Origin of the sequence: Segatella cerevisiae (assembly GCF_024054555.1) — a bacterium.
Lineage (GTDB): Bacteria > Bacteroidota > Bacteroidia > Bacteroidales > Bacteroidaceae > Prevotella > Prevotella cerevisiae.
Genome location: NZ_JAMXLY010000005.1, coordinates 29,817 through 51,484 on the forward strand (window position 1 = coordinate 29,817; position 21,668 = coordinate 51,484).

The following is a 21,668-nucleotide window of genomic DNA, read 5'->3' on the forward strand; positions in this document are numbered from 1 at the left end:
ACAAAATTCTTGACTTATATCAAAAAAAATTCCTTTTTCCTCCCTTACTTATTAAGAAATCGGGAGAAAAAAGGAATCCTTATTACTTTTCAGTCTTAGCGACCTTAATTGACAGTTCCTCCAATTGTTTGGAATCCAATTCTGATGGGGCATCCAGCATCACATCGCGTCCCTTATTGTTCTTGGGGAAGGCAATGGTATCTCTGATGCTATCCAAACCTGCGAGGATACTGGTGAAGCGGTCCAAACCGAAAGCCAGTCCTGCATGAGGAGGTGCTCCGTATTTGAAAGCGTTCATCAGGAAGCCAAACTGAGCCTCAGCGCGTTCTTTGGTGAAACCAAGTACCTTGAACATCTTTTCCTGAAGTTTGGTATCATGGATACGAATACTTCCGCCTCCAACTTCCGTGCCGTTGCAGACAAAGTCGTAAGCCTTTGCACGTACTCTTTCAGGGTGCTCATCCAATAATGGAATATCATCGGGATTCGGCATCGTAAAAGGATGATGAGTGGAAACCAATCGCTGTTCTTCCTCACTCCACTCAAAAAGCGGGAAATCAATGATCCACAAGCATTTGAATATGTTCTTGTCTCGCAAACCCAAACGACTTCCCATCAACAAGCGCAAACTGCAGAGTTGAATACGTGTCTTATTTGCATTCGAACCACTCAGTATCAGCACCAGATCACCGTCCTTGGCACCCATCTTGGCCTTGATATCCAATAGGACATCTTCAGTATAAAACTTATCTATAGAACTCTTGATGGTCCCGTCTGCATTATACTTGATGTAGACAAGTCCTTTGGCTCCTACCTGCGGAGACTTGACATAATCTGTCAGTTCATTCAGTTGTTTACGACTGTATCCGGCACAACCTGAAGCACAGATACCACCGATATATTTTGCCTCATCAAAGACACTGAAAGAGCCTTTTCCTTTAAAGAAATCCTGAAGCTCAACAAACTCCATACCAAAGCGCAGATCAGGCTTGTCACTGCCAAAACGCCTCATCGCCTCCTGCCATGTCATCTGCTGCAGTTTAGGCAGTTCGACGCCACGGATCTCCTTAAAAAGCATCCTGCACATCTCTTCAAACAGATTGATCACATCATCCTGATCCACAAAACTCATCTCACAATCTACTTGTGTAAACTCTGGTTGACGGTCAGCCCGCAAGTCCTCATCACGGAAGCACTTGGCAATCTGGAAATATCTGTCAAAACCAGCCACCATCAGTAGTTGTTTCAAAAGTTGAGGGCTCTGTGGCAGCGCATAGAACTGTCCCGGATTCATACGGGAAGGAACGACAAAATCACGAGCTCCTTCGGGAGTACTTCCGATCAGATCAGGCGTTTCTACCTCAATAAACTTCTTAGCATCCAGAAAATTACGAATTAAAATAGTCATCCTGTGGCGCAACTCCAGATTTTTTCTTACGCAAGGCCGCCGGAGGTCAAGATAACGGTATTTCATCCGAAGATCATCTCCCCCATCCGTATGATCCTCAATCGTAAACGGTGGTGTCAAACTTGGAGAAAGGACGTTGAGGTCCTCAGCAATGATTTCAATATCGCCCGTATCCATTTTAGGATTTTTGCTGGCACGTTCACGGACTATTCCCTTGATCTGAACACAATATTCACGACCTAACTGATTAGCCTGATCACACAACACGCTGTCTTTAGCTTCGTTAAAAACTAATTGGGTAATACCATAACGATCACGGAGATCAACAAAAGTCATCCCCCCTAATTTTCTTAAACGCTGAACCCAGCCGGCCAGTGTTACCTCTTTTCCAGAGTCCGAAAGGCGCAACTCCCCACACGTATTCGTTCTATACATATTAAGTATTTTCAATTCTGATTTGCAAAAATACAATAAATCAAGATAAATGCCAAATAAAAGCATTAATTTTTGTAAAAAACAGAACTTATGCTAAACTTTCTATTTACCTTTGCATCGAACGAATTATAAATCAAGTGATAACAATATGAAAAAGTTAGTTTTAAGTATGCTATTAATGCTTGTTTGCACTTTAAGTGTCAGTGCACAAGCAGAGATCAAATTTGACAGGCTATCTCATGATTTCGGCACTTTTTCTGAGTCCCAACCCATTCAGAAAACAACATTCACCTTTATAAATAAGGGAGATAAACCATTAGTTATCAACCAGGCAGTTGCAAGTTGTGGCTGTACCATTCCCAGTTACACGAAGAAACCCATTATGCCAGGTCAAAAGGGAGAATTATCAGTAACCTATAATGGTAAAGGTAAGTTTCCCGGTCATTTTAAAAAGACCATTACGGTCCGCACCAATGGTGTTGTTGAAATGACCCGTCTCTATATTGAGGGAAACATGAAAGAAGCTAAATAATTTAAGAAAATTATATCATTTATAATGGATAGCATGGAGGCGTGCTATCCATTTTTCATATTAACGGAGAGACCTATGATATTCTATTTTTCAGCAGAAGGTGATTCTCAGTGGGTGGCCCGGAAATTAGCTGCAGCAACCCAGGATGTGCTGATTTCCATACCGGAAGTCATGGGAAGCAGAAAGCCCTTCATCCTCAAGAAGGGAGAACGCATGGGCTTTGTCTTCCCGGTACATGGCTGGCGTGTTCCAACGATCGTAAGAACATTTCTATCCCGCCTCACGGTCGAAAGCGCAGAGAAACCCTTTACCTACGCAGTGGTCACGGCAGGTGATAATATCGGATTAACCGTCGACAGATATTTGAACAAGGCTCTGTCTGCTAACCGGTCACTGAAAAGTATCCATGTTCATCAAGTTGACTCTGCTTATTCCATCCTCATGCCAGAGACGTATGTAGGATTACCGTTCATGGATATTGACACGAAAGAAAAAGAGATCAAGAAGAAAACCGAAGCCAATGAAATGCTGAAAGTCATCTGCGAGGAGGTCTTTGATAAGAAAGAGGGTGTTTTCCGTTTACATAAAGGCCGCTGGTCCTGGATCAACTCACAGCTCCTCGGAGCATTCTTTGAGAAAGTTCTTATTACAGACAAACCCTTCCATGTGGTGAGTGACCGCTGCGTGAGGTGTGGCATCTGTGCTCAGGTCTGTCCCACCGGAGACTTGATGGGAGGAAAGGGTGAAGAACCACATTGGAAGCACGACGGCTCCTGCCTGAGTTGCTTCAACTGCTATCATCATTGTCCCCACCACGCTATAGAATATGGCCGGCGTACAAAGCATAAAGGACAATATTATTTCAAATAATCTCCATTGCCCTCTCAGTCTGACAAACACAAGAATACCATACACTACTCAAGGTAGGCTATTCCGAGATTCAAAATATCAACCATCGCTATTTCTTCGAAGCATATAAACCAATCATTGTGCCGACGAAACCACCACTTTCATGAGTAGACAAATTAGAAGCATCCACCCCACGAGCCAAGACTTTCCATTTTCCATTGCCCAATGAATAATAGAAATCATAGTATTGGCCTTCACCATGAATTTTCAATTTGACCGGCATATCAGCATCCTTCGTATCTATAAAGACTGTCGCAATCGTTACCGGCTTCATTTCTGTTCGAGTCAACAAAATAGCCAAACGATTATTTATTTCAGTTTTACCAAAAGTAAAATTATACTGTTCATTCTGGAAAAGGCAGAAACCTGCAAATTGTTTGTCATTTTCCGGAGAAAAAACGACCTCTGTCTCAGCATTGAACGTTGTATGTTGCTGACGATAAAACAAGGCAGAAGGTGAATCATCCTGCCAAATTGCTACTGGTAAAGCGGAAATCTTCAGTCCATCCTGTCCTAATGTATAAAAAGAAGATGGATTACGGAGGAAAGTCCAACAAGGGTTAAGTTTCTGTCCATGGAAATCATCACGGAAAGTAAAATTGCCAGTAACCGGAATCGTCTTCGCAGCTGTTATTTTCCATTGCCAGGGATGCATTTCGTTTACTGTAGGTATAGCCTTCCCCCTCTTCAGGATTACCGGCCATCCGTTCTTCCATGTCACAGGCAACAAGAATGTCTCCCTCCCAGTATTATACAAATCACCTCTATAAGGCCGACAACCCAGGAAAACTGACCACCAGTCTCCAGATTTACTTTCCAAGAGATCAGCATGTCCCGTACTGGTCACCCTGTCTGCTCGATCAGGATCCACACTCTCACGCTGTGTCAATATAGGATTTTCAGGATCCTCCTCCCATGGCCCCATCGGGTGTCTGGCACGGAAAATCACCTCACTATGATTTGTTCCAGTACCACCTTCAGCGCACATCAAATAGTAGTATTTGCCAATACGATAAAGATGGGGTCCCTCAATCCAGACAGGATGCTTATCTACATGCGTTCCTCCACGGATAATTTCCTTCGGCTTTCCAATAATACTGTCCCCCTCTACATCGAAACGGAAAATACGTATGGCTCTCTGCCCTTCATAGGCAGCCGTTCCACAGACAGGAGCATTATGCACGATATAGCCCTGCCCGTCTCTGTCAAAAAAGAAAGAAGGATCTATACCATCTATCTGAGGAAGGTATATCGGATCACTCCAGCCCTTTTCCGGATTTTTTGTCTTTACGAAGAAATTGCCTTTCCCTACATTAGTAGTAATCATATAGAAAGTCTTATTACTACTATTATACGAAATAGCCGGAGCAAAAATACCACCCGAAACATTCTGATGATCCAGAGGATCCTGCGAAATACGATCCAGCACATGCCCGATTTGCCACCAATGTATAAGATCCTTACTCTCATAAATCGGAACTCCAGGAAAGTAAGAAAAGGATGAATTTACAAGATAATAGGTATCACCTGCCTTGCAAAAAGAAGGATCAGGATGAAACCCTGCAATAATCGGATTAAAGTATTCCCTATTCTTATTAATTGGTTGCTGGAATCGCACATCCTCACCCTGATAACAAAAATAGTGGAAAGTTGCCATCTGAGCTTTCATGCTTCCAGGCAAGAGAAGCAATAAAACTGATAAAATATTTATTCTATTCATTTTGATCTAAGGACTAAAAAACGGTCATATCGTTCCATGTAAAACGCCGTGCCATGACAGCACAGCGTTTTCTTATTAAATCAACAAAATTATAATTCTATACCAAGAGAACATCCATTTTAACCTTATGTAAAATCGGCTTTACTTAAACAGATGCTGGGCGAAATGCTCCAGACAGCGCCGCCATGTGAGCCACTCATGTGCAGTACCCGGTGAAACCATAGAATCAACCTTGAGACCGGCATTCTGCAATGTCGTGATCAATTGGAGAGTACCCATGTTTTCTTCAGATCCACAACCAAGGAAGAGATAATGAATCTTCTTATTAAACTCATCAGGACGGGAAAGAATCCCATCATATACGGTCTTGATCGTCTGATCATTAAGTCCAAAGATAGCACCGCTAAATCCACCCATATAAGAGAATTTGTCAAGATGGTTCAACACGATGTCAAAAGTCTGGTGTCCGCCCCAGGAAAGACCAGCCATAGCCCGATGATCACGGTCAGTGAAAGTACGGAAATTAGAATCAATAGCAGGAATAAGATCATTGATCATTACCTCATAAAAACTGGCACCATAATCAGCCATGGTAAAACGCTTGGTATCATAAGGCATTTTTACATCCCCACTCTCCATAACAACAATCATCGGAACAGCTTTCTTTTCGGCAATGAGATTATCCATGATATTCTGCATAAAACCCTGATGACTCCATCCCGTTTCATCCTCTCCCATACCATGCTGTAAATAAAGCACAGGATAACGTTTCTTACCCGATGTTTCATACTCTGCCGGCGTATAGACCATAGCACGACGCCATTCCTTCTTGGATTCAGAATAGTACTGGAAGGAACGGACCTGACCTTTTGCAACACCTTGCTGGGGACGATAATAATTACCAGCATCACCTTCAGGAATTTCTATTCCACTACTTTGGCGGCAACAACCGAAGAAGGTGTCTGAAGCCGGATCATTGACGTTCACTCCATCAATATTCAAGAAATAATAATGAAAGCCTACAGGCAACGGAGCAGTACCGCCGGTCCAGAAACCTTTGGCATCACGTTGCAAATCGTATCTCTTTCCACATATATCTGCCTTTACAACCTGAGCCTGCGGAGCAAATATACGAAACCATGCACAGTTCTTACTATCCACCTTCGGAAACTCATTACCCGGTTCGGCATAAATAGAAGTTTTCGCATCTTCCGGTACTTTTACTTCTTGATAAACTGGATATCCAAGTAATGCCAACATCTTATAAGCATAACGACGGCCCATCTCTCGATAACCAGCTGCATCAAAATGCAAAAAATCAGGACCATTCGTACAACCTTCGGAAGAAATGACCTGAGCTGTGTGAATGGTCTGAGGCAGTATGTCTATGATCTTGTTCATAGAAGCACAACGGCCTTTGCCGTCAGCACGAACAACTTCACCTGCAAGCAAAGGAACATCCTCAGTTTTCAGATGGAGGTCAGTGATGAGTTGATTATAAACGCATGCCACTTTTGAAGGCCAAGTCTCATCTCCTGTATTCGATTCTCCCTGATGAAGCAAAACACCCTTGATGACGCCTTCCTTCTGAGCTTTCTTGGCCAGCATGACAAGACGCTTATACGGATCATTATCATAAGCTTTCAGCATACCTTTCATCCACTGCGGAGCACGGTGATTCACATAGTTTCTGATAGAGTCTTCCATGAAAGTCTCAATGTGACAGCCTCCGACTGCTACCGTAATAACTCCCACACGGACATTTTTTGAAAGGTATTTTACCATTGTCCGTCCAAAATAGTCAACAGGCGTCAAACCTGTATTCGGACGGCAAAGAGGAGGAAAGGCTGTATACCAATTCCCCATCTTACGACCGAGATTTTTATCATCAACTGCCGCCATCATCAGAAAACGAGGATCAACGTTCTGTTGGTCCTGCTCTTCAATTTTTGCATTACCTTCCATATTTGACTGTCCGAAACAGAGAAAAATATAAAAGTTTGGATCTACTTTTGCTGAAGCCGACATTGTCAACAGACAAGCAAAGAAAAATAGGATTATCTTTTTATTCATATTTTTAGTTAGTTTAGGTCTCCCTATTGTACACTACACATCTCAAAATAAGACATTTTATATCTTTTCATACACAAAGTTATGATTTATTCTTCAATATGCCAAGACATACTAACAATGAAAAATTATTTTTCCATTAATCCATCTGCAAATCCTCCATAAGTAGGTTTACGGCTATATGCTGCATCCCATAGTCCCGTTGGTTCACCCGCACGCCAACCAGAGGATGAAGGAGAATCAACGACACTCCATTGACAGATTCCATACTGTTGGGCAGGAGGAATGATTTCCAGATATTTCTCTACGATAAATTTATAATAAGCGGCCATACCTTTCTTCTCTGCATCAGTGATATTCTCTGTCAGGATCTTATTGCCATCTGTATCCAGACATCCCATATCCAATTCAGAAATACGGACAAGTTTCCCTGAAGCAGCCAGAAGTTTCAACATATTGATATATGCATCTTCATTTTTTTTCTGCGTTGCAGAATTCATAGAATAGGAAACATGCATTTGCGAGCCGATGCCATCTATTTTAGTTACACCGTCACTCTCCCAATATTTAATCATATTAATTAGTCCCTTGCATTTTGCATTGTCATTGTAAGCCGCTTCAAGGTTATAATCATTGATAAACAATTTTAAAGAACTTGGACCATATTTACGAGCAAGTTTCACAGCAATACGAGCATAGTCCTTTCCCAAATAATCCTGCCAATAGAAATTCTTCTTTGTATCACCTTCAACAGCTCCACTCTTTAAACTATCAGGGTGAATATCAGACATCGGTTCATTGACAACATCCCATGCTTTGACCTTACCAGCACATGCTCCCATCATGCCTTTAATCCAATTATTCATAGCCCAAGTTAAAGTATCCCTGACCTTTTCATCTGAATAAGAAGAACTGCCACCTGATTCCTCTTTTTCCCGTTTGACAGTTTCATCAAGCCAACTTGGATGTGTCCAATAAGTCAAGTCATCATCCGAAAAATCACCATTAGACAAAAGATTTTCCGTACTCCCCTCTTCTGTAAGACTCACATCATCAAGATAGAGATCTCCTTGAAAAGTCCCAAACTGGAATCCCAACTGATCAATAGCGATATTAGCCTTAAAACTAGAGCTGATGGTTGTCCATTCCGTCGTCGAGTTTATCGTCGGCGTGGGATAATACTGTGCATCACCACCATCTATTGAAGGCCAGCAAGTAACTGTATAATCTTTTGAGGTCTTGACACGCATCTTTAAGGTATAGTTCTTCCCCACTTTCAAAGGTTTGGTCGTATGGGCAAATAGTTGCCAATTCCAGACATCCTTCTTAGCTTCCGGAGTTGTGACATGTAAAATATAATTAGCTGCATTGGGATCTGTAATCAACCCTTTGAGATAAGAAACCTGCTGTTGTGCATGCCATACAAGGGTATGTCCATATACAGATACATTATTTTTACTCGCTTGCTCAATAAACTTCTGAACATTGGAAAAATCCATAGTACCATCTGCCGCTACACAAGATGCATATTTGAAAGCATTTCCTGCCGTTACTTCATCAAAATTAGCATAGGTAAGACGAGCCATAATATTAGAAGCAGACAAATCAGAAGCAGAAGCACCGGCACCCAATTTAAAATTAGGATATTTTGCATGATCAATATAAGTTTTCAGAGCCGAATAATCATTAAGATAATCATATTCCGACATACTTGCCGGCTCATCAACAGAAATATTGTCCATATTTGTATTAGCACATGAAACTGCAAACAGTCCCCCTGTGACAACACAGAAAAAAGATCTTACAACTTTAATATTCATGACATTTAAAATATTAAGATTATTCTTTATACTTATAATCAAAGGTCTCAAACTTACTTTCCCTGTCTCGCATGACAAGAGAATCGACACACTCATAAGTCTTATAGTGCATCACAGAAGGACTATAATCATAATTATATTTTACTTCATAATTAAGGACCAACAGGTCTCGGTCCTTATCCCCCCAAGCTTTCTTAGCACCCTGATGGGTCCACGTTCCTGAACCTGAGGCCGTACAGTTATCAGTATTCGTAGTTACGGTACATTTATCATTATCATCGAAAGTAAGGATAAGATTACAAGATAATGTCTTTGTCGTTTCTTTATTATCGTTCCCCATAACAGTAACAAGAGTAGAAATCGGATAACTACAAGTTTTATATCCTGTAGTAGAAATATAACGTACCTCATCATGCTCTATATTACCAGCATCCCTAACTACCTTTTTAATGGTCCCGTTATCATTAATATTATCAATGCCATGAGACAGCCATGCACCATGCCATTTATTTTTAAATTTTACGGCATAAAGAGTATAATTTTTCGGAACAATGGACCAATCATCTGATTTAGTGAGCACAGGATTAGATACACCTTGATTGACTTTTCCGCTAAGAATAGAATCAGAAGCTAATACCATCCTTAATGGTACTACATAATTAACTCCAATAGATTTTGGGTCATTAAAGAAAGCATCATTAAGTTGTATATTCACAGCACCCATGATCTTCCCAGAAGGAATCGTTATCGTATTTCCATCCAGCGAATAATACGCTGCAGGCATAGCTTGAACAGCAGAACCATCACTAAAATAAAGATTCTTTACCAAGTCATTGTCAACAACAACTTTTATGGTACGATTCTTGGAATTTGATTCCACACCACCTAGTGTTGCATAAATTTGGAATTTATGTTCATTGTCCAATTCGGTACTATAGACATCATCGCCGAGAGTAATGGTGCGCACCGGATTCTGGTTAGCAAAATATACGGTCTGGTAGTCATAGTTGCCAAAGCTGATATCATCATTCTTGCAAGAAGAAAAAATTGAGAGCACTGCAAGAACAGAAACAAGCGATGCTATTGTGATTATCTTTTTCATTATTATTATTGTTTAATTATAGTCTACAAAGAAATACTATTTATCCATTAAAACATGACTTTTATGGAATAAAACATATTTTACCAACCCTTATTCTGAATTAATTGATTAAATTTCAATACTTCCGAATACGGAATCGGGCCATAATACTGATAATCTTTATAGTTTCGAGTATCAACATCAATCTTCTTATATGTATTATTAGCAGAGTTGATATCCATTCCCGTAGTCGTTTCATTAAGGTTAGATTTCCAGCGACGAAGATCCCAGAAACGGAATCCTTCAAATGAAAGTTCTATACGGCGCTCGTTACGAATCAATTGACGCATTTTATCCTTATCATTCTTAATAGATTCCAGATAAGCATCTCCATTATCCTTACCCACTCCGGCACGTGAACGAATAGCCTTAATCACATCGTATGCAGAATAAGCGTGTCCACCTGTTCCTGTAGGTCCCCAGGCTTCATTTGCTGCCTCAGCGTAATCAAGGAAAATTTCCGTATAACGGATACGAGGCGTATAATGATATTGCTTGGTCACTGACGTTGGATTCAAGTTAACATCCTGCCGAAGAAGTTTCCGAAGATAATATCCTGTTCGGGTAGAACTCCCATTCACCTTATTCAGAGCATCCTTAGTCGAACCATCAGATGCTGTCGTAATGACCGTGTTGTCCACACCCTCAGTAGATCCGTTAAGAACAACGTATGCTGCCAAACGGGGATCACGGTTACTATAGGGATCACTTGCATTGTATCCACTCTCAGAATCAGTGATAGGATATCCATTAGCCATAGGAAAAGCATCGACAAAATTCTGCGTCGGATTGATTCTCCCACGCCCATAAAGAGAAGGAGGAAAGTTTCTTGCTTCCCAAGTCGTATCTTGGGACTTCTCCCCACGCCACATCACTTCAGCAGGACAAGAACCATTTTTCAAACCATCAATTTCAGTTGTATTTGCATACCAAGTCCATCCTTTAGGATCCATACCGCCAACACCACCGATCCGGTCAAGAACTATAGCTGCACTATTCGCTGCTTCAGCCCATGTAACACCTGAATTGGCATTAAATGCAGGACTAGCGCCCAGCAAATCAGCTTTAGAACGAAAAGCTTCTACGATAGCACCATCCATACGTCCATTGAATTTAGCGCCAAAGACACGATCATATTCATTTTGTGTAGCACCAATTTTCTGATATTTCGCAGGAATTTCCCCACCATCAATGTATTTTGTAGGGAGAAGGGACAAAGCCTTACTACAATCATTATTAATGGCCTGAATACACTCTTTGAAAGTATTGCGTGGAATATTGAAGTTGCCATTTGTAGTTTCAGGATCAGTCACAATCGGTATTCCCAACAAAGTACCATCAGCCGCATAGCCCGCATGAGCCTGAAGGAGATAGAACATATACATGGCCCGGAGTCCATAAGCCTCTCCCATTTCACGATCTTTATACATGTGTGAAGCTATGGTATCTGTAGCCCACTGTACATTTTCAGCACGTGAAAGGAATAAATTAATATACTTGATTGCAGCCCGGCAGTTTTGCCATTTTTCTTCCGGATTATTATCAGAAGTCCAAGTTCCGGCTGCCATTTTTCTATAGTTATCCGTAGGGTCATTGCTTATTGCATCATCCGTTGCCACATCATCGAAAGAGAAGGAACCACATGGAATCCTTGTATAAGCATTACCCAATACACCTTCTGCATAAGAAGCATTTTTATCCATATAATCAACACCTAGATTATTCTCCTTCTCAGGCACAAAGAGATCACCGCAAGATGTGCATACCAAAGAAAGGAACATTACTCCAATAATATTTATCTTTTTCATGATTTTATTCTTTAATTGCATTATTATAAGTTTACCTTTACACCTAGATTATAGGACCGTGTCTGCGGAGCAGAACCAACATTCATTTCCATATATTTCCTTTCATGAGCAATGGTAAGCAGATCGGCACCACTCACATAAACAGAAAGTCCTTTGATGAAAGAATTACCAAATATATGTTTGGGAAGATCGTATGTAAGTTGTACTTTATTAATATGAAATGCGGTAGTACTGTAAATCCAGAAGCTGGAAGTAACGAAATTAAGTTCACCGCCTTCTGTAGTCAAACGAGGATAAACGGCTGTTGCTGCTGTTTCCTTTGTCCAACGTCCTAAGACAACATCGGAATACTTGCCATCACCATATACCCATTCATAAGAATTGTTTTTAATTGCCTTACCTCCACACTGTCCAGTTCCATTCAGATAAAGAGTAAAATTCCGCCACTTGGCAGTAAGGTTCACCCCATAATAGAAATCAGAACTCCAATGTCCCAGTACAACGGCATCCTTGGAATCGATAATTCCATCACCATTCTGATCCTTATATTTCAAATCTCCGGGTTTGGTGTTATTATTGATGACAGCATTATTAGCCACATCCTTTTCATCCTGGAAAAAGCCCAGACATTCATAACCACGTATAGCATCAGTATAAGCTCCTTTATTCTTCAGCCAGTCATACTGTACGTTTTCAGAATATTTTGTCCAACGAGATGTAAAGGTCATACCCGTCATTCCAAGATTCAAATCAACCTCTCCCAGTTTCTTATGCAGATCTACAGTAAAATCAATACCTGTTTTTCGGTTATTGTTATAATTGACATTTGGCAGAAAAGACGATTTAGGCCAGTAAGTGAAGAAATAACTTGGATATATACTGTTCGGAGTTGTAAGCAAGCCATCCCTGCAGATATTAAAGAAATTCGTATTCAATGTCAGTAGTCCATCAAACAATTGAGCATCCAGACCTATACGAAATTCTTTTCGCTTTATAAAAGTTAAATCTTTATTTCCACCTCTTTGAGAGTCTGAAGTTTGCATAGAGTTGGCACTCTCACTCCATCCCCACCAGGTACCTGTAGCTGTAAAAACGTCATCATACATATAGTAATCCGATATATCAATATCTTCATTGATCAAGCCATAGGATAGATTTAAAGCCAAGTTGTTGATCCATGGAATACGTTTCATAAAATTTTCTTTGTTTATTTTCCATGCCAACGTTCCTACCGGAGAGAAAGCTTCGCGATGTCCTTCTGCCAATTTTGCTGAATGAATAGCTGCCCCGGAAAAATCAGCATAATACTTACCTAAATAATTATAATTAATATCCAGTCCTAAATTTGCATTAGACACACGATGATAAGTACCGGAAATGGTCTGCTGATAACCGTTACAAAGCAACATAGCAGAAAGTCCATGAGGGCCCCATTGCCGATTATAATCAAATTGCGCATTAAAGAGAATCATCTGCTTAGAAGAAGAACCACTGGTAGTCTGTGTTCCTGTTTTCTTATCATTACCATATTTTGTAAGTGATGAGATCAAATCCTTTCCAGAATAATCATTCCAGGACGGCTCATAAACAGCATAAGAGTTCTCAATAGTCGTTGTATACCCCGTAGCATAATCTATAGCGAACATGGTTTTAAAACTAAGTCCCTTCAGCACTTTCTCCAGATTTATATTAATACCACCGTCAAACTGAAACTGACGGGAATTATAGGTGTTGTGCCCTCCTGCATACATTGAAGCAAAAGGGTTTGTCTGAATAGACTGTGTACCTCCAAGAAGATATTTCCCGTCAATTATATTATTACTATTATTGATCAGTATCTGAGATGATTCGTCATTGGGTTCAACCATAGATATCGGAATCAATGGCGTAAGGGGATACTGGCTCGTCGGACGCAAGGTTGCAGAACTTTTCCAATAATCGGCATTGTCATTACGTACAGAATAGAATGTGGCATCAGCATCAATCCAGCCGGAAATCCAATTATTCAACTTCAAGTCAATATTTCCCCTGACGTTCAGCCGTGTCGTCCCATTGTCCTTACCCTCACCGAAGTCCATCAAGTCATTGAGATGATACAGATCGATATTAGTATAAAAATGAGCAAAAGTGCCGCCACCCGAAATTTCCACATTACCATCATAACGTTGATAAGTCTTCTTCAAATAATCATTTGAAAAAAAGTTGATATTCGGATAACGGTATGGATCTTTACCAGAAGCATAATTGTAAATATCCTTATCTGAATATACCGCTGATTTTCCATCATTTTCAAGTGCCTCATCGTAAAGAGTCATATATTCAGCTGATCCCAGATATTTCGGATAACGCTTGGGGACAAAAAGCGTAGCATTCGCACGCGCACTGACCTTTAATCCATCGTTTCTTCCCCGTTTAGTAGTAATCAAGACAACACCATTAGCACCCTTACTCCCATAAAGAGCTATTGCAGAAGCAGACTTTAGAAACGTAATCTGTTCTATTTCAGTAGGAAGTACATTATTGGCATCCCTCGGCACACCATCAACAAGAACCAGGACATCACCCTGATTCCAGAGTTGACCATTATAGCCTCCAACATTGGCTTGTAAATTATCAAGCGAATAAGTGCTATAATCTTTATCTGTCAAGTCGATCATATTGAGGGATGAAACACCGCCCATTAAGTCATTTTTATTCACCTTATGGAAAGCGACATTCACTATATTAGCAATTGAATCTGGATAGTCGGCCTTATCCTGAGCACCGGCACACAACGTTATTGGAAATGCAAGAACGCCAATTGCAATCGTTTTATAGATTTGATTCATCATTTGTTCTTTTTTAGATTGATTATAGGTTACCAACCAGGATTCTGTGAAAAGCCTTTATATTGCTGGACATCACTTTCTTTCATCGGGAACCAGTAATGCTTTTCTGTAAAGTTGCGTTTCAAGATCAAAGATTCACTCCATCCACTTACCTGATCTTGCGAGGGATCGCTCTTATTGATGTCCCCAACCCGAAGGAATTCCTGAGACGTTTTGATATTATAAGGATATTTATCCAAAAGGAGCCAACGACGGAGATCGTTGAACCGATGTCCTTCATAGGCCAGTTCAACAGCACGTTCGCGACGCAATTCACCCATAAATCCATCTAATGTAGTCGTGTATTTAGTTGCCACGTCAGCAACTCCTGCACGCTTTCTGATCTTATTTACTGCATCAACGGCCGTAAGACTGCTTGTTACTTTCCCTGTAGCTGAACCCGTTGCCTCAGCTGCTGCTTCAGCATACATCAGATAAACATCTGCCAGACGCATCCATGGAATATGGAGATGAAAACCATGGCTCCAGCCATAACCATCATCAAACTGGTTACACGTCCTATCAATAAACTTATACATCAGATAACCCGTTCGACTGTCATATTTTACATCCCGAAGATTACCCCCAGTCTGCAAATCAGCATAACGATATTTCTCATTACTTGCAGACAGAGTGCCTTTAATAACTTTACATCCATCATAGATAAAATCATTATAGAAACGCGGATCACGATTCTTAAAAGGATGTGTTTTATCAAAACCTGATTCCGAATCAGAAAGTGGCAAACCATTTGCCATACCGAAATAATTCACATAATTGGCTGTCGGCAAAAAGGTAACACCATCTTGTGTCAGAATTTTTCCGCCATAGCACTTGCTTTGTCGCCAGTTAGAATCATTCCATCCATAAGAAGGACCCCGGAATATTGCTTCTGTGATGGTATTATCAACAGACTCTCCCGGCATCTTATGATTCTGGTCAATCGTATAAAAATTATCAGAATACTGACTCCATGGAAGCAAACCATACTGCGTATTTCCCCCATCAACAATATTAAGCAATTTTCCGAAAGCATCTGCAGCTCGTCTACAATATTCCTTATCATAATCGGCTATCCCTTTGCTCACTTTATTCATCAGTGGAGAGCCAGCCCAGAGTAAATCCTTCCCTAAATAAGCCAATGCTGTAACCTTAGTGATACGCAACTGATTCTTACCTAATGTTTGTTTTCCTATTGTCGTATTATCCCAGTTTACAGGCAATAGATCTGCCGCTTTCTGAAAATCTTTGGCAGCACTATCGGCACAAGCCTGATAACTCAAACGAGGCAGAGTAAGTTTTTCACTTGAGGATAACACCTTATTTATATAGGGTAGTCCACCGACATACTGCATAAGTTCAAAGTGAAACCATCCGCGAAAGAAATACAACTGACCAGCAATGAGATTTTTTTCCTCATCTGTCCCACTCATCTTATCCAGATTTTCAATGCCAAGATTGCATTTGCGAATACCATACCAGGCTAAAGGCCAAAGGGAATGACTGAATCGATCACCGGAAGTAGAATTATTGGAACGGTCCATCCAACCACACTGCCAGCCATCATATTTAGACTGCCAGCCCCAAAAATCCCCTTGATCAATCTTATAACACATGTGATAGTCAATGCCTACGTTCATTATCTCATCTTCTCCCCAATTGAAAGAGTTAGTCCAATAACCTTTTGCGAAATCCGGTACACAATTGTATAGTTCCTCCGCAAAGCCTTGAAAGTTTGTAAAGTTCTTATAGGCATCCGTTTCCGATATATCCGATTCAGGAGACTTATCCAAATAATCTGTACAAGAGGAAAGTCCAATAGAAAGGAACAGCACACCTAATATAATATATGATTTCAAATGTTTCATTGTTGTCAAAAATTAGAGATTGATTTTCAGACCAAGATTAAAACGTCTGACGGTAGGATATGCTCCCTGTGAAGCCAACCCTGTACCGGAGAAATTGCTTTCACGGTCATCAGGCATACGACTCCAGACCCAGAGATTATTACCATTCAGATAGACCTTCAGGCTAGACAGTCCGATCTTCTTGACCCAAGGCGAGGTAAAAGTATAAGAAATTTCAGCATTTTTCAGACGGATATATGACCCGTCATAATAGAATCTTGTCCCATCATAATAACTCGGCTTAGAATTCCAGCGAGGCATTGGAGCATCAGCATTGGTATTATCTTCCGTCCAGAAAGAGCCTTCGTCATAAACGCAATCGAGATTATTATTCAGGGAATTGAAACCTACATAACGAGTAACATTGCTCACTCCGTAGAACTGCAGATAAACACTCCAGCCTTTCCAGTCAAATCCTAAAGAAGCAGAATAAGTATTTTGAGGAGTACCTGTATAACCATAAGGAGCAGCATCTTTGGAATCTATGACACCATCTCCATTATAGTCTATGACTGTATACGTTCCCGGCAGTTTCTGATTATCATTGGTATTTTCCGTTGTCATACCATAAATTTCATCCCAGGTATTGGCAAAACCTGTCGTCAAATAAGTACGACTTTGTCCAATAGCATATCCCGCTGTCTTCTGATAAGCTGGTTCAAGTTCAGGATCATCATAAACTAAAATTTTGTTTTCGGCATGGGTCATATTAAAATTACCCCATAAATGCATCTGATTGATCAAGGTCTTATTGATCCTCAATTCTAATTCATACCCCTTCGTACGTACTTTACCAAGGTTGGCCGTAGCAGGAGTAGCTCCGAAATAGGAAGGTACAGAGCGATTGCTTCCCGCAACAAGGATATCAGAACGTGTATCACGGAAAAATTCCATGCTACCGGCCAATAAACCTCCAAGGAAACTATAGTCAATGCCCAGATTATGCTTAACAGATTTCTCCCAATGAACGTCAGGATTCCCCACAGAAGACTCCCTATACCAGGTATAAGGACTGGAATCCTCATACAACCCCTGGTTTATGGTATGGCCATAACTCCATTGCGTAGCATAAAGCCAACGCTGGTTCGTAACATTGTCATCACCAACTTCACCATAAGAATAGCGTACCTTCAGCATATCCACCCATTTTCTTAAAGGTTGGAAAAATTTCTCTTCACTGATTAGCCATCCCGCTGCACCCGAATTGAAAAAAGCGAAACGGTTTTTCTTAGCAAACTGTTCTGAACCATTATAACAACCATTGTATTCAAAGAAATAACGGTCAGCATAATTATAAGTAGAACGAAAAGCCCAATCTTCACGATAATGAGTAAATTCATTACCCATTGTTCTTTCCTGACGGCTAAAGACTCCCATGGCTGTCACATTATGTTTTCCAAATTGACGAGCCCAATTTAGTTGAAACTGATAGTAAAGATTGCGCTGTGTAGCATAATCTAAAACCGTACCCTTATCAATTGTCCATTTGATTCCCTCCTGAAAATCAAAATTGGTATTGCCATCAACAGATTTTGCCCATGAAGTTTCTCCAGTCTTCGGATCAATCCATTTATACTGAGCATCATGATAGAGGTCATTGATACCTCTCCTATCTTCTACGAAGGCATTATCCCATGAAACCAATCCACTTGCATTCAAGCCTTTTGTTATAAAACTCAGATCCTGATCCAAAGTAAAATCGGTATTAATTCGGGTTGTCGTATATTTATCTACACCCGAAAGAGCCAAATTGGTTATTGAATTCGGAGCACTCTGCGTATCTGCTGGATAATAACCCCACGTACCATCAGAATATCGAGGAATAAAAGCATCAGGCGGCGCGGAATAAGCAGCCTGCCAAAGTTGACTTTCTGCAAAGGAATTACTTGCTATACCATAAGGCCCCTGTTTGATTCCATTGCTTCCAAAAAGATTTACCTTTAATTTGGTCGTTTTCGTTACCTGAAAATCAAGGTTAGAACGTACATTAATACGATTAAATCCATAACCAGACTGATAACCACGATTATTGTTCCATTTTTTATAAAGGTCACCTTCGTGAAGGAAATCAATACTGGAAAAATACTTCACAAATTTTGTACCTCCAGATATATTGATGTTTGGATTATAAGATAACGCATCATTCTTAAAAAGTTCTTTCTGCCAGTCAACATTAGGATAACGCTCTGATTCTGCTAAATTAGCAGGATGAGCATATTTTTCTATAGTTGTAGCAGGAGTGATATCATTCCAGGAATCTGGAGAAAGTCCCAATTCATGTTCAATAGCTTCATTACGTACATATAATGCACTTGCAGAATCATATTTTTTAGGAAGTTTGGATACAACCTTAGTCGTCATGTCCATAGATACTTCTATCCTTGCTTTTCCTTCCTGTCCGCGTTTAGTAGTGATCAGGATCACACCATTGGCACCTTTCACACCATATACAGCAGTAGCAGATGCATCCTTAAGAACAGTGATACTTTTGACAGAACTAATATCGATCGATCCCATAGGTCTTTCTATACCGTCAACAAGTATTAAAGGTTGTGAATTGTTCCAACTACTCACCCCACGGATAACAATCTGTGGATCCTCATCACCCGGCATACCAGAAGAAGACATTGTTATGACACCCGGAAGATTACCTGTCAAGGCGGCACCTAGAGAGGATACTCCTCCCGTACGCTCAAGGACCTTGCCATCTGTCTGTGTTATAGCTCCAACAACACTCACCTTTTTTTGATGACCATAACCCACAACTACCGTTTCGTTTAAGGTGTGAGTATCATCCTTCATCATGATTTTTAAAGGAGAACCTCCAGAGGCCTGAATTTCTTTGGTCAACATGCCTACATAAGAAATGACCAAAACTACATTTTTACGAGGAACATGCAGAACAAAGTTTCCGTCAAAATCGGTAACTGTCAACACTTTTGTGTCCCCTTTCATCGTAACAGTGGCTCCTATCAGCGGTTCACCATTGGAATCAATGACGTTTCCTTTAATAGTAGTTCCTTGACCCATTGCCGACATTGTCGACATTAGAAATATAATAAGAGCAAGAAAAGTGATTTGAAAAAGACTATTTGTTTTTCTCATTACTAATATGAATTAGATTAATATGTAACATTATTAAGATTTTATTGTCTCAAAGTATGATTGACTATTTTCGGAATACAAAACTATTTAATATCCTCTAATTCTTCTCAAAATTTTGTAACATAGACTTTCTTTGGTATTACAAACCTGATTAATGAAACAAAAAATAATTTTTGTACAATATTTGAGTATTCAACTACATCCATGATTTCCTTCATTAAGGTCTTTGTTTGAAATAGTGAAACCAGTCTACATCGATGTAACCCCCAAGACTCTTCGTCGCATAACAGAAAATGGCATAGCGTGTTCCCATGAACAGTCGCCTGTAATCATATTTCATCTGAAAGGGATCTCCGAGTGGTATCCAATTCTGGTTATCCAAACTATAAAAAAGCCGGGCTTTGTCGATATGCAATCTGAAATCCGCATCAATCCGAAGATAGATAATCGGAGCATGCAGACTGACAGAATCCATATCCCTGTAATTCACACCTTCTATTTTCTTATCTTGGTCTGAAAGCACCACACTTTCATTTGTACGCCTAAGGATCAACCGCCTTCCTTCTCTGCTTACAGTGAGTAAAGAAGCATCCCCGTTGAAAGCACAGAAACCAGCATGATCACCATCATTGAGATGACTGACATCCATTTTTACCACTGCCGAGCATCCTGGTCCTTCCATCCGCTGGGAAATAGTATTTGGTGCAGCAAAGAGATTACTTACGATACGGCACGTCTTCAACCGAAGGTATCCCGGTCGGTCCGTCAATGACCATGCAGAATTCACAAGATTATGATTCCACTGCCAATGAATATCCAACACAGGATGACACGTTTTTCCTTCGTCGAATTCATCGCTTACGACAAAAGGATGATAGGGCTGTCCGGGCACTGCCTTTTTCATTATGAAAGGGATCTTCCCGTTAGTATCACCAAGCATTGGCCAGCCGCCAATCCAATGGCAGGGTTCCACGGTAAGTACCCTTCCCACTGCTCCTCGGTCCTGGAAGACTACGCCATACCAATTGCCCTTCTGGTCATCTACGATAGTTCCCTGTCCAGCGTAGAGGAAACCTGCGAAGTTATCCTGAAGGATAACCTTCTTTTCCCATGGACCACAAATATGATCTGCACGGAAACATACTTGCCGGCGAGGCTTATTCTTAGGCCACGACACCATCAGCCAATAATATTTTCCATTATGCTTGATGACACGACTACCTTCGAGAAGCCCATTTTCTTCAGCATCACGACAGATGACACAGGTATCCAATCCTCCCTTTAGTACTCCCTTCAAATCAGAACGTAACTCTGTAATACATCCTGTGTCATGAAAAACGTAAACTCTGCCGTCATCATCGAAAAGGAATGAGGAATCATGAAAATGACGCATACGCGAAAGAAGTTTCCATCCTTTAGCAGGATCTTCGGTAGTATAAATATAAGTATTCCCACCCACATTGTCATTAGGAGCAAACATGGCATAGAACTTCCCATTGTGATAACGCAGCGAAGTAGCCCACTGCCCGCGACCGTATACGGTTCCACCTATCATATTATATTTAGGGGAATCTGTAAGACTGTCAAAGAGATAACTTACGGTTTCCCAACTTGCCAAATCTTTTGAACGCATGATTGGTCCACCAGGCATCAAGTGCATCGTTGTACTCACCAGATAAAATTCATCCCCAACCCTGATAACATCCGGATCCGGAACATCAGCCCACAATACAGGATTACGCATCTCCGTCACCGCATCAAAACTGGCATAAAGAGTATCTCTATCTGAATCTAATGGGTTCATAGCATTCATGGCGTTAATAGAGATCCCTAAACATAATAGGGAAAAAATACCAAATAAAGTTTTCCTCATGATTTTAATATCTGTTTTTGTTGTTGCAAAGATAGATATTCCTAATGAGGCAGACTTTCCTATATGGTAACAG

At 40.6% G+C, this 21,668-nt stretch carries 12 protein-coding genes; 2 read left to right on the forward strand and 10 right to left on the reverse strand.

What is annotated here, in order from left to right:
• Positions 1 to 82: 82 nt before the first annotated feature.
• On the reverse strand, positions 83 to 1,843 hold the full coding sequence (aspS, locus tag NG821_RS02325; protein ID WP_252760049.1) for an aspartate--tRNA ligase: 1,761 nt from the start codon (positions 1,841 to 1,843) through the stop codon (positions 83 to 85).
• Between the two features lie 148 nt (positions 1,844 to 1,991).
• On the opposite strand from aspS, the gene NG821_RS02330 reads away from it, so the two are divergent.
• Together NG821_RS02330 and NG821_RS02335 are read left to right on the forward strand one after the other, a co-directional pair.
• A complete protein-coding gene (locus tag NG821_RS02330) occupies positions 1,992 to 2,375 on the forward strand; it encodes a DUF1573 domain-containing protein (protein WP_252760050.1) in 384 nt (127 codons plus the stop codon).
• A 75-nt stretch (positions 2,376 to 2,450) separates the two neighbouring features.
• Positions 2,451 to 3,245 (forward strand): EFR1 family ferrodoxin, encoded by a 795-nt coding sequence (locus tag NG821_RS02335; protein WP_252760051.1) that lies wholly within the window; start codon positions 2,451 to 2,453, stop codon positions 3,243 to 3,245.
• Between the two features lie 88 nt (positions 3,246 to 3,333).
• Here NG821_RS02335 and NG821_RS02340 read toward each other — a convergent pair whose 3' ends face one another.
• From NG821_RS02340 to NG821_RS02380, 9 genes are all read right to left on the reverse strand, one after another.
• Complete coding sequence (locus tag NG821_RS02340) at positions 3,334 to 5,004, reverse strand: glycoside hydrolase family 43 protein (RefSeq protein WP_252760052.1); 1,671 nt, start codon at positions 5,002 to 5,004, stop codon at positions 3,334 to 3,336.
• A gap of 141 nt (positions 5,005 to 5,145) precedes the next feature.
• Entirely contained in the window at positions 5,146 to 7,077 is a 1,932-nt protein-coding gene (locus NG821_RS02345; RefSeq protein WP_394802049.1) for a sialate O-acetylesterase, read from the reverse strand.
• A gap of 125 nt (positions 7,078 to 7,202) precedes the next feature.
• On the reverse strand, positions 7,203 to 8,816 hold the full coding sequence (locus NG821_RS02350; protein ID WP_252760053.1) for an endo-1,4-beta-xylanase: 1,614 nt from the start codon (positions 8,814 to 8,816) through the stop codon (positions 7,203 to 7,205).
• Positions 8,817 to 8,913: 97 nt separating this feature from the next.
• On the reverse strand, positions 8,914 to 9,996 hold the full coding sequence (locus NG821_RS02355; RefSeq protein WP_252760054.1) for a DUF5627 domain-containing protein: 1,083 nt from the start codon (positions 9,994 to 9,996) through the stop codon (positions 8,914 to 8,916).
• Between the two features lie 80 nt (positions 9,997 to 10,076).
• Positions 10,077 to 11,843 (reverse strand): RagB/SusD family nutrient uptake outer membrane protein, encoded by a 1,767-nt coding sequence (locus NG821_RS02360; RefSeq protein ID WP_252760055.1) that lies wholly within the window; start codon positions 11,841 to 11,843, stop codon positions 10,077 to 10,079.
• A 23-nt stretch (positions 11,844 to 11,866) separates the two neighbouring features.
• Entirely contained in the window at positions 11,867 to 14,671 is a 2,805-nt protein-coding gene (locus tag NG821_RS02365) for a SusC/RagA family TonB-linked outer membrane protein (RefSeq protein ID WP_252760092.1), read from the reverse strand.
• 29 nt (positions 14,672 to 14,700) lie between these two features.
• Positions 14,701 to 16,578 carry a RagB/SusD family nutrient uptake outer membrane protein gene (locus NG821_RS02370; protein ID WP_252760056.1) on the reverse strand — a complete coding sequence of 626 codons (1,878 nt, stop codon included), beginning with the start codon at positions 16,576 to 16,578 and terminating at the stop codon, positions 14,701 to 14,703.
• A gap of 12 nt (positions 16,579 to 16,590) precedes the next feature.
• Positions 16,591 to 19,722, reverse strand: coding sequence for a SusC/RagA family TonB-linked outer membrane protein (locus NG821_RS02375; protein ID WP_252760057.1), 3,132 nt, complete (start codon positions 19,720 to 19,722; stop codon positions 16,591 to 16,593).
• Between the two features lie 217 nt (positions 19,723 to 19,939).
• On the reverse strand, positions 19,940 to 21,526 hold the full coding sequence (locus tag NG821_RS02380) for a glycoside hydrolase family 43 protein (protein WP_252760058.1): 1,587 nt from the start codon (positions 21,524 to 21,526) through the stop codon (positions 19,940 to 19,942).
• Between the last annotated feature and the right edge of the window lie 142 nt (positions 21,527 to 21,668).

Coding starts and splice junctions, on each gene's coding strand:
- aspS (WP_252760049.1), bottom strand. CDS start 1,843: ATGTATAGAACGAATACGTGTGGGGAGTTGCGCCTTTCGGACTCTGGA.
- NG821_RS02330 (WP_252760050.1), top strand. CDS start 1,992: ATGAAAAAGTTAGTTTTAAGTATGCTATTAATGCTTGTTTGCACTTTA.
- NG821_RS02335 (WP_252760051.1), top strand. CDS start 2,451: ATGATATTCTATTTTTCAGCAGAAGGTGATTCTCAGTGGGTGGCCCGG.
- NG821_RS02340 (WP_252760052.1), bottom strand. CDS start 5,004: ATGAATAGAATAAATATTTTATCAGTTTTATTGCTTCTCTTGCCTGGA.
- NG821_RS02345 (WP_394802049.1), bottom strand. CDS start 7,077: ATGAATAAAAAGATAATCCTATTTTTCTTTGCTTGTCTGTTGACAATG.
- NG821_RS02350 (WP_252760053.1), bottom strand. CDS start 8,816: ATGGACAATATTTCTGTTGATGAGCCGGCAAGTATGTCGGAATATGAT.
- NG821_RS02355 (WP_252760054.1), bottom strand. CDS start 9,996: ATGAAAAAGATAATCACAATAGCATCGCTTGTTTCTGTTCTTGCAGTG.
- NG821_RS02360 (WP_252760055.1), bottom strand. CDS start 11,843: ATGAAAAAGATAAATATTATTGGAGTAATGTTCCTTTCTTTGGTATGC.
- NG821_RS02365 (WP_252760092.1), bottom strand. CDS start 14,671: ATGAATCAAATCTATAAAACGATTGCAATTGGCGTTCTTGCATTTCCA.
- NG821_RS02370 (WP_252760056.1), bottom strand. CDS start 16,578: ATGAAACATTTGAAATCATATATTATATTAGGTGTGCTGTTCCTTTCT.
- NG821_RS02375 (WP_252760057.1), bottom strand. CDS start 19,722: ATGAGAAAAACAAATAGTCTTTTTCAAATCACTTTTCTTGCTCTTATT.
- NG821_RS02380 (WP_252760058.1), bottom strand. CDS start 21,526: ATGAACCCATTAGATTCAGATAGAGATACTCTTTATGCCAGTTTTGAT.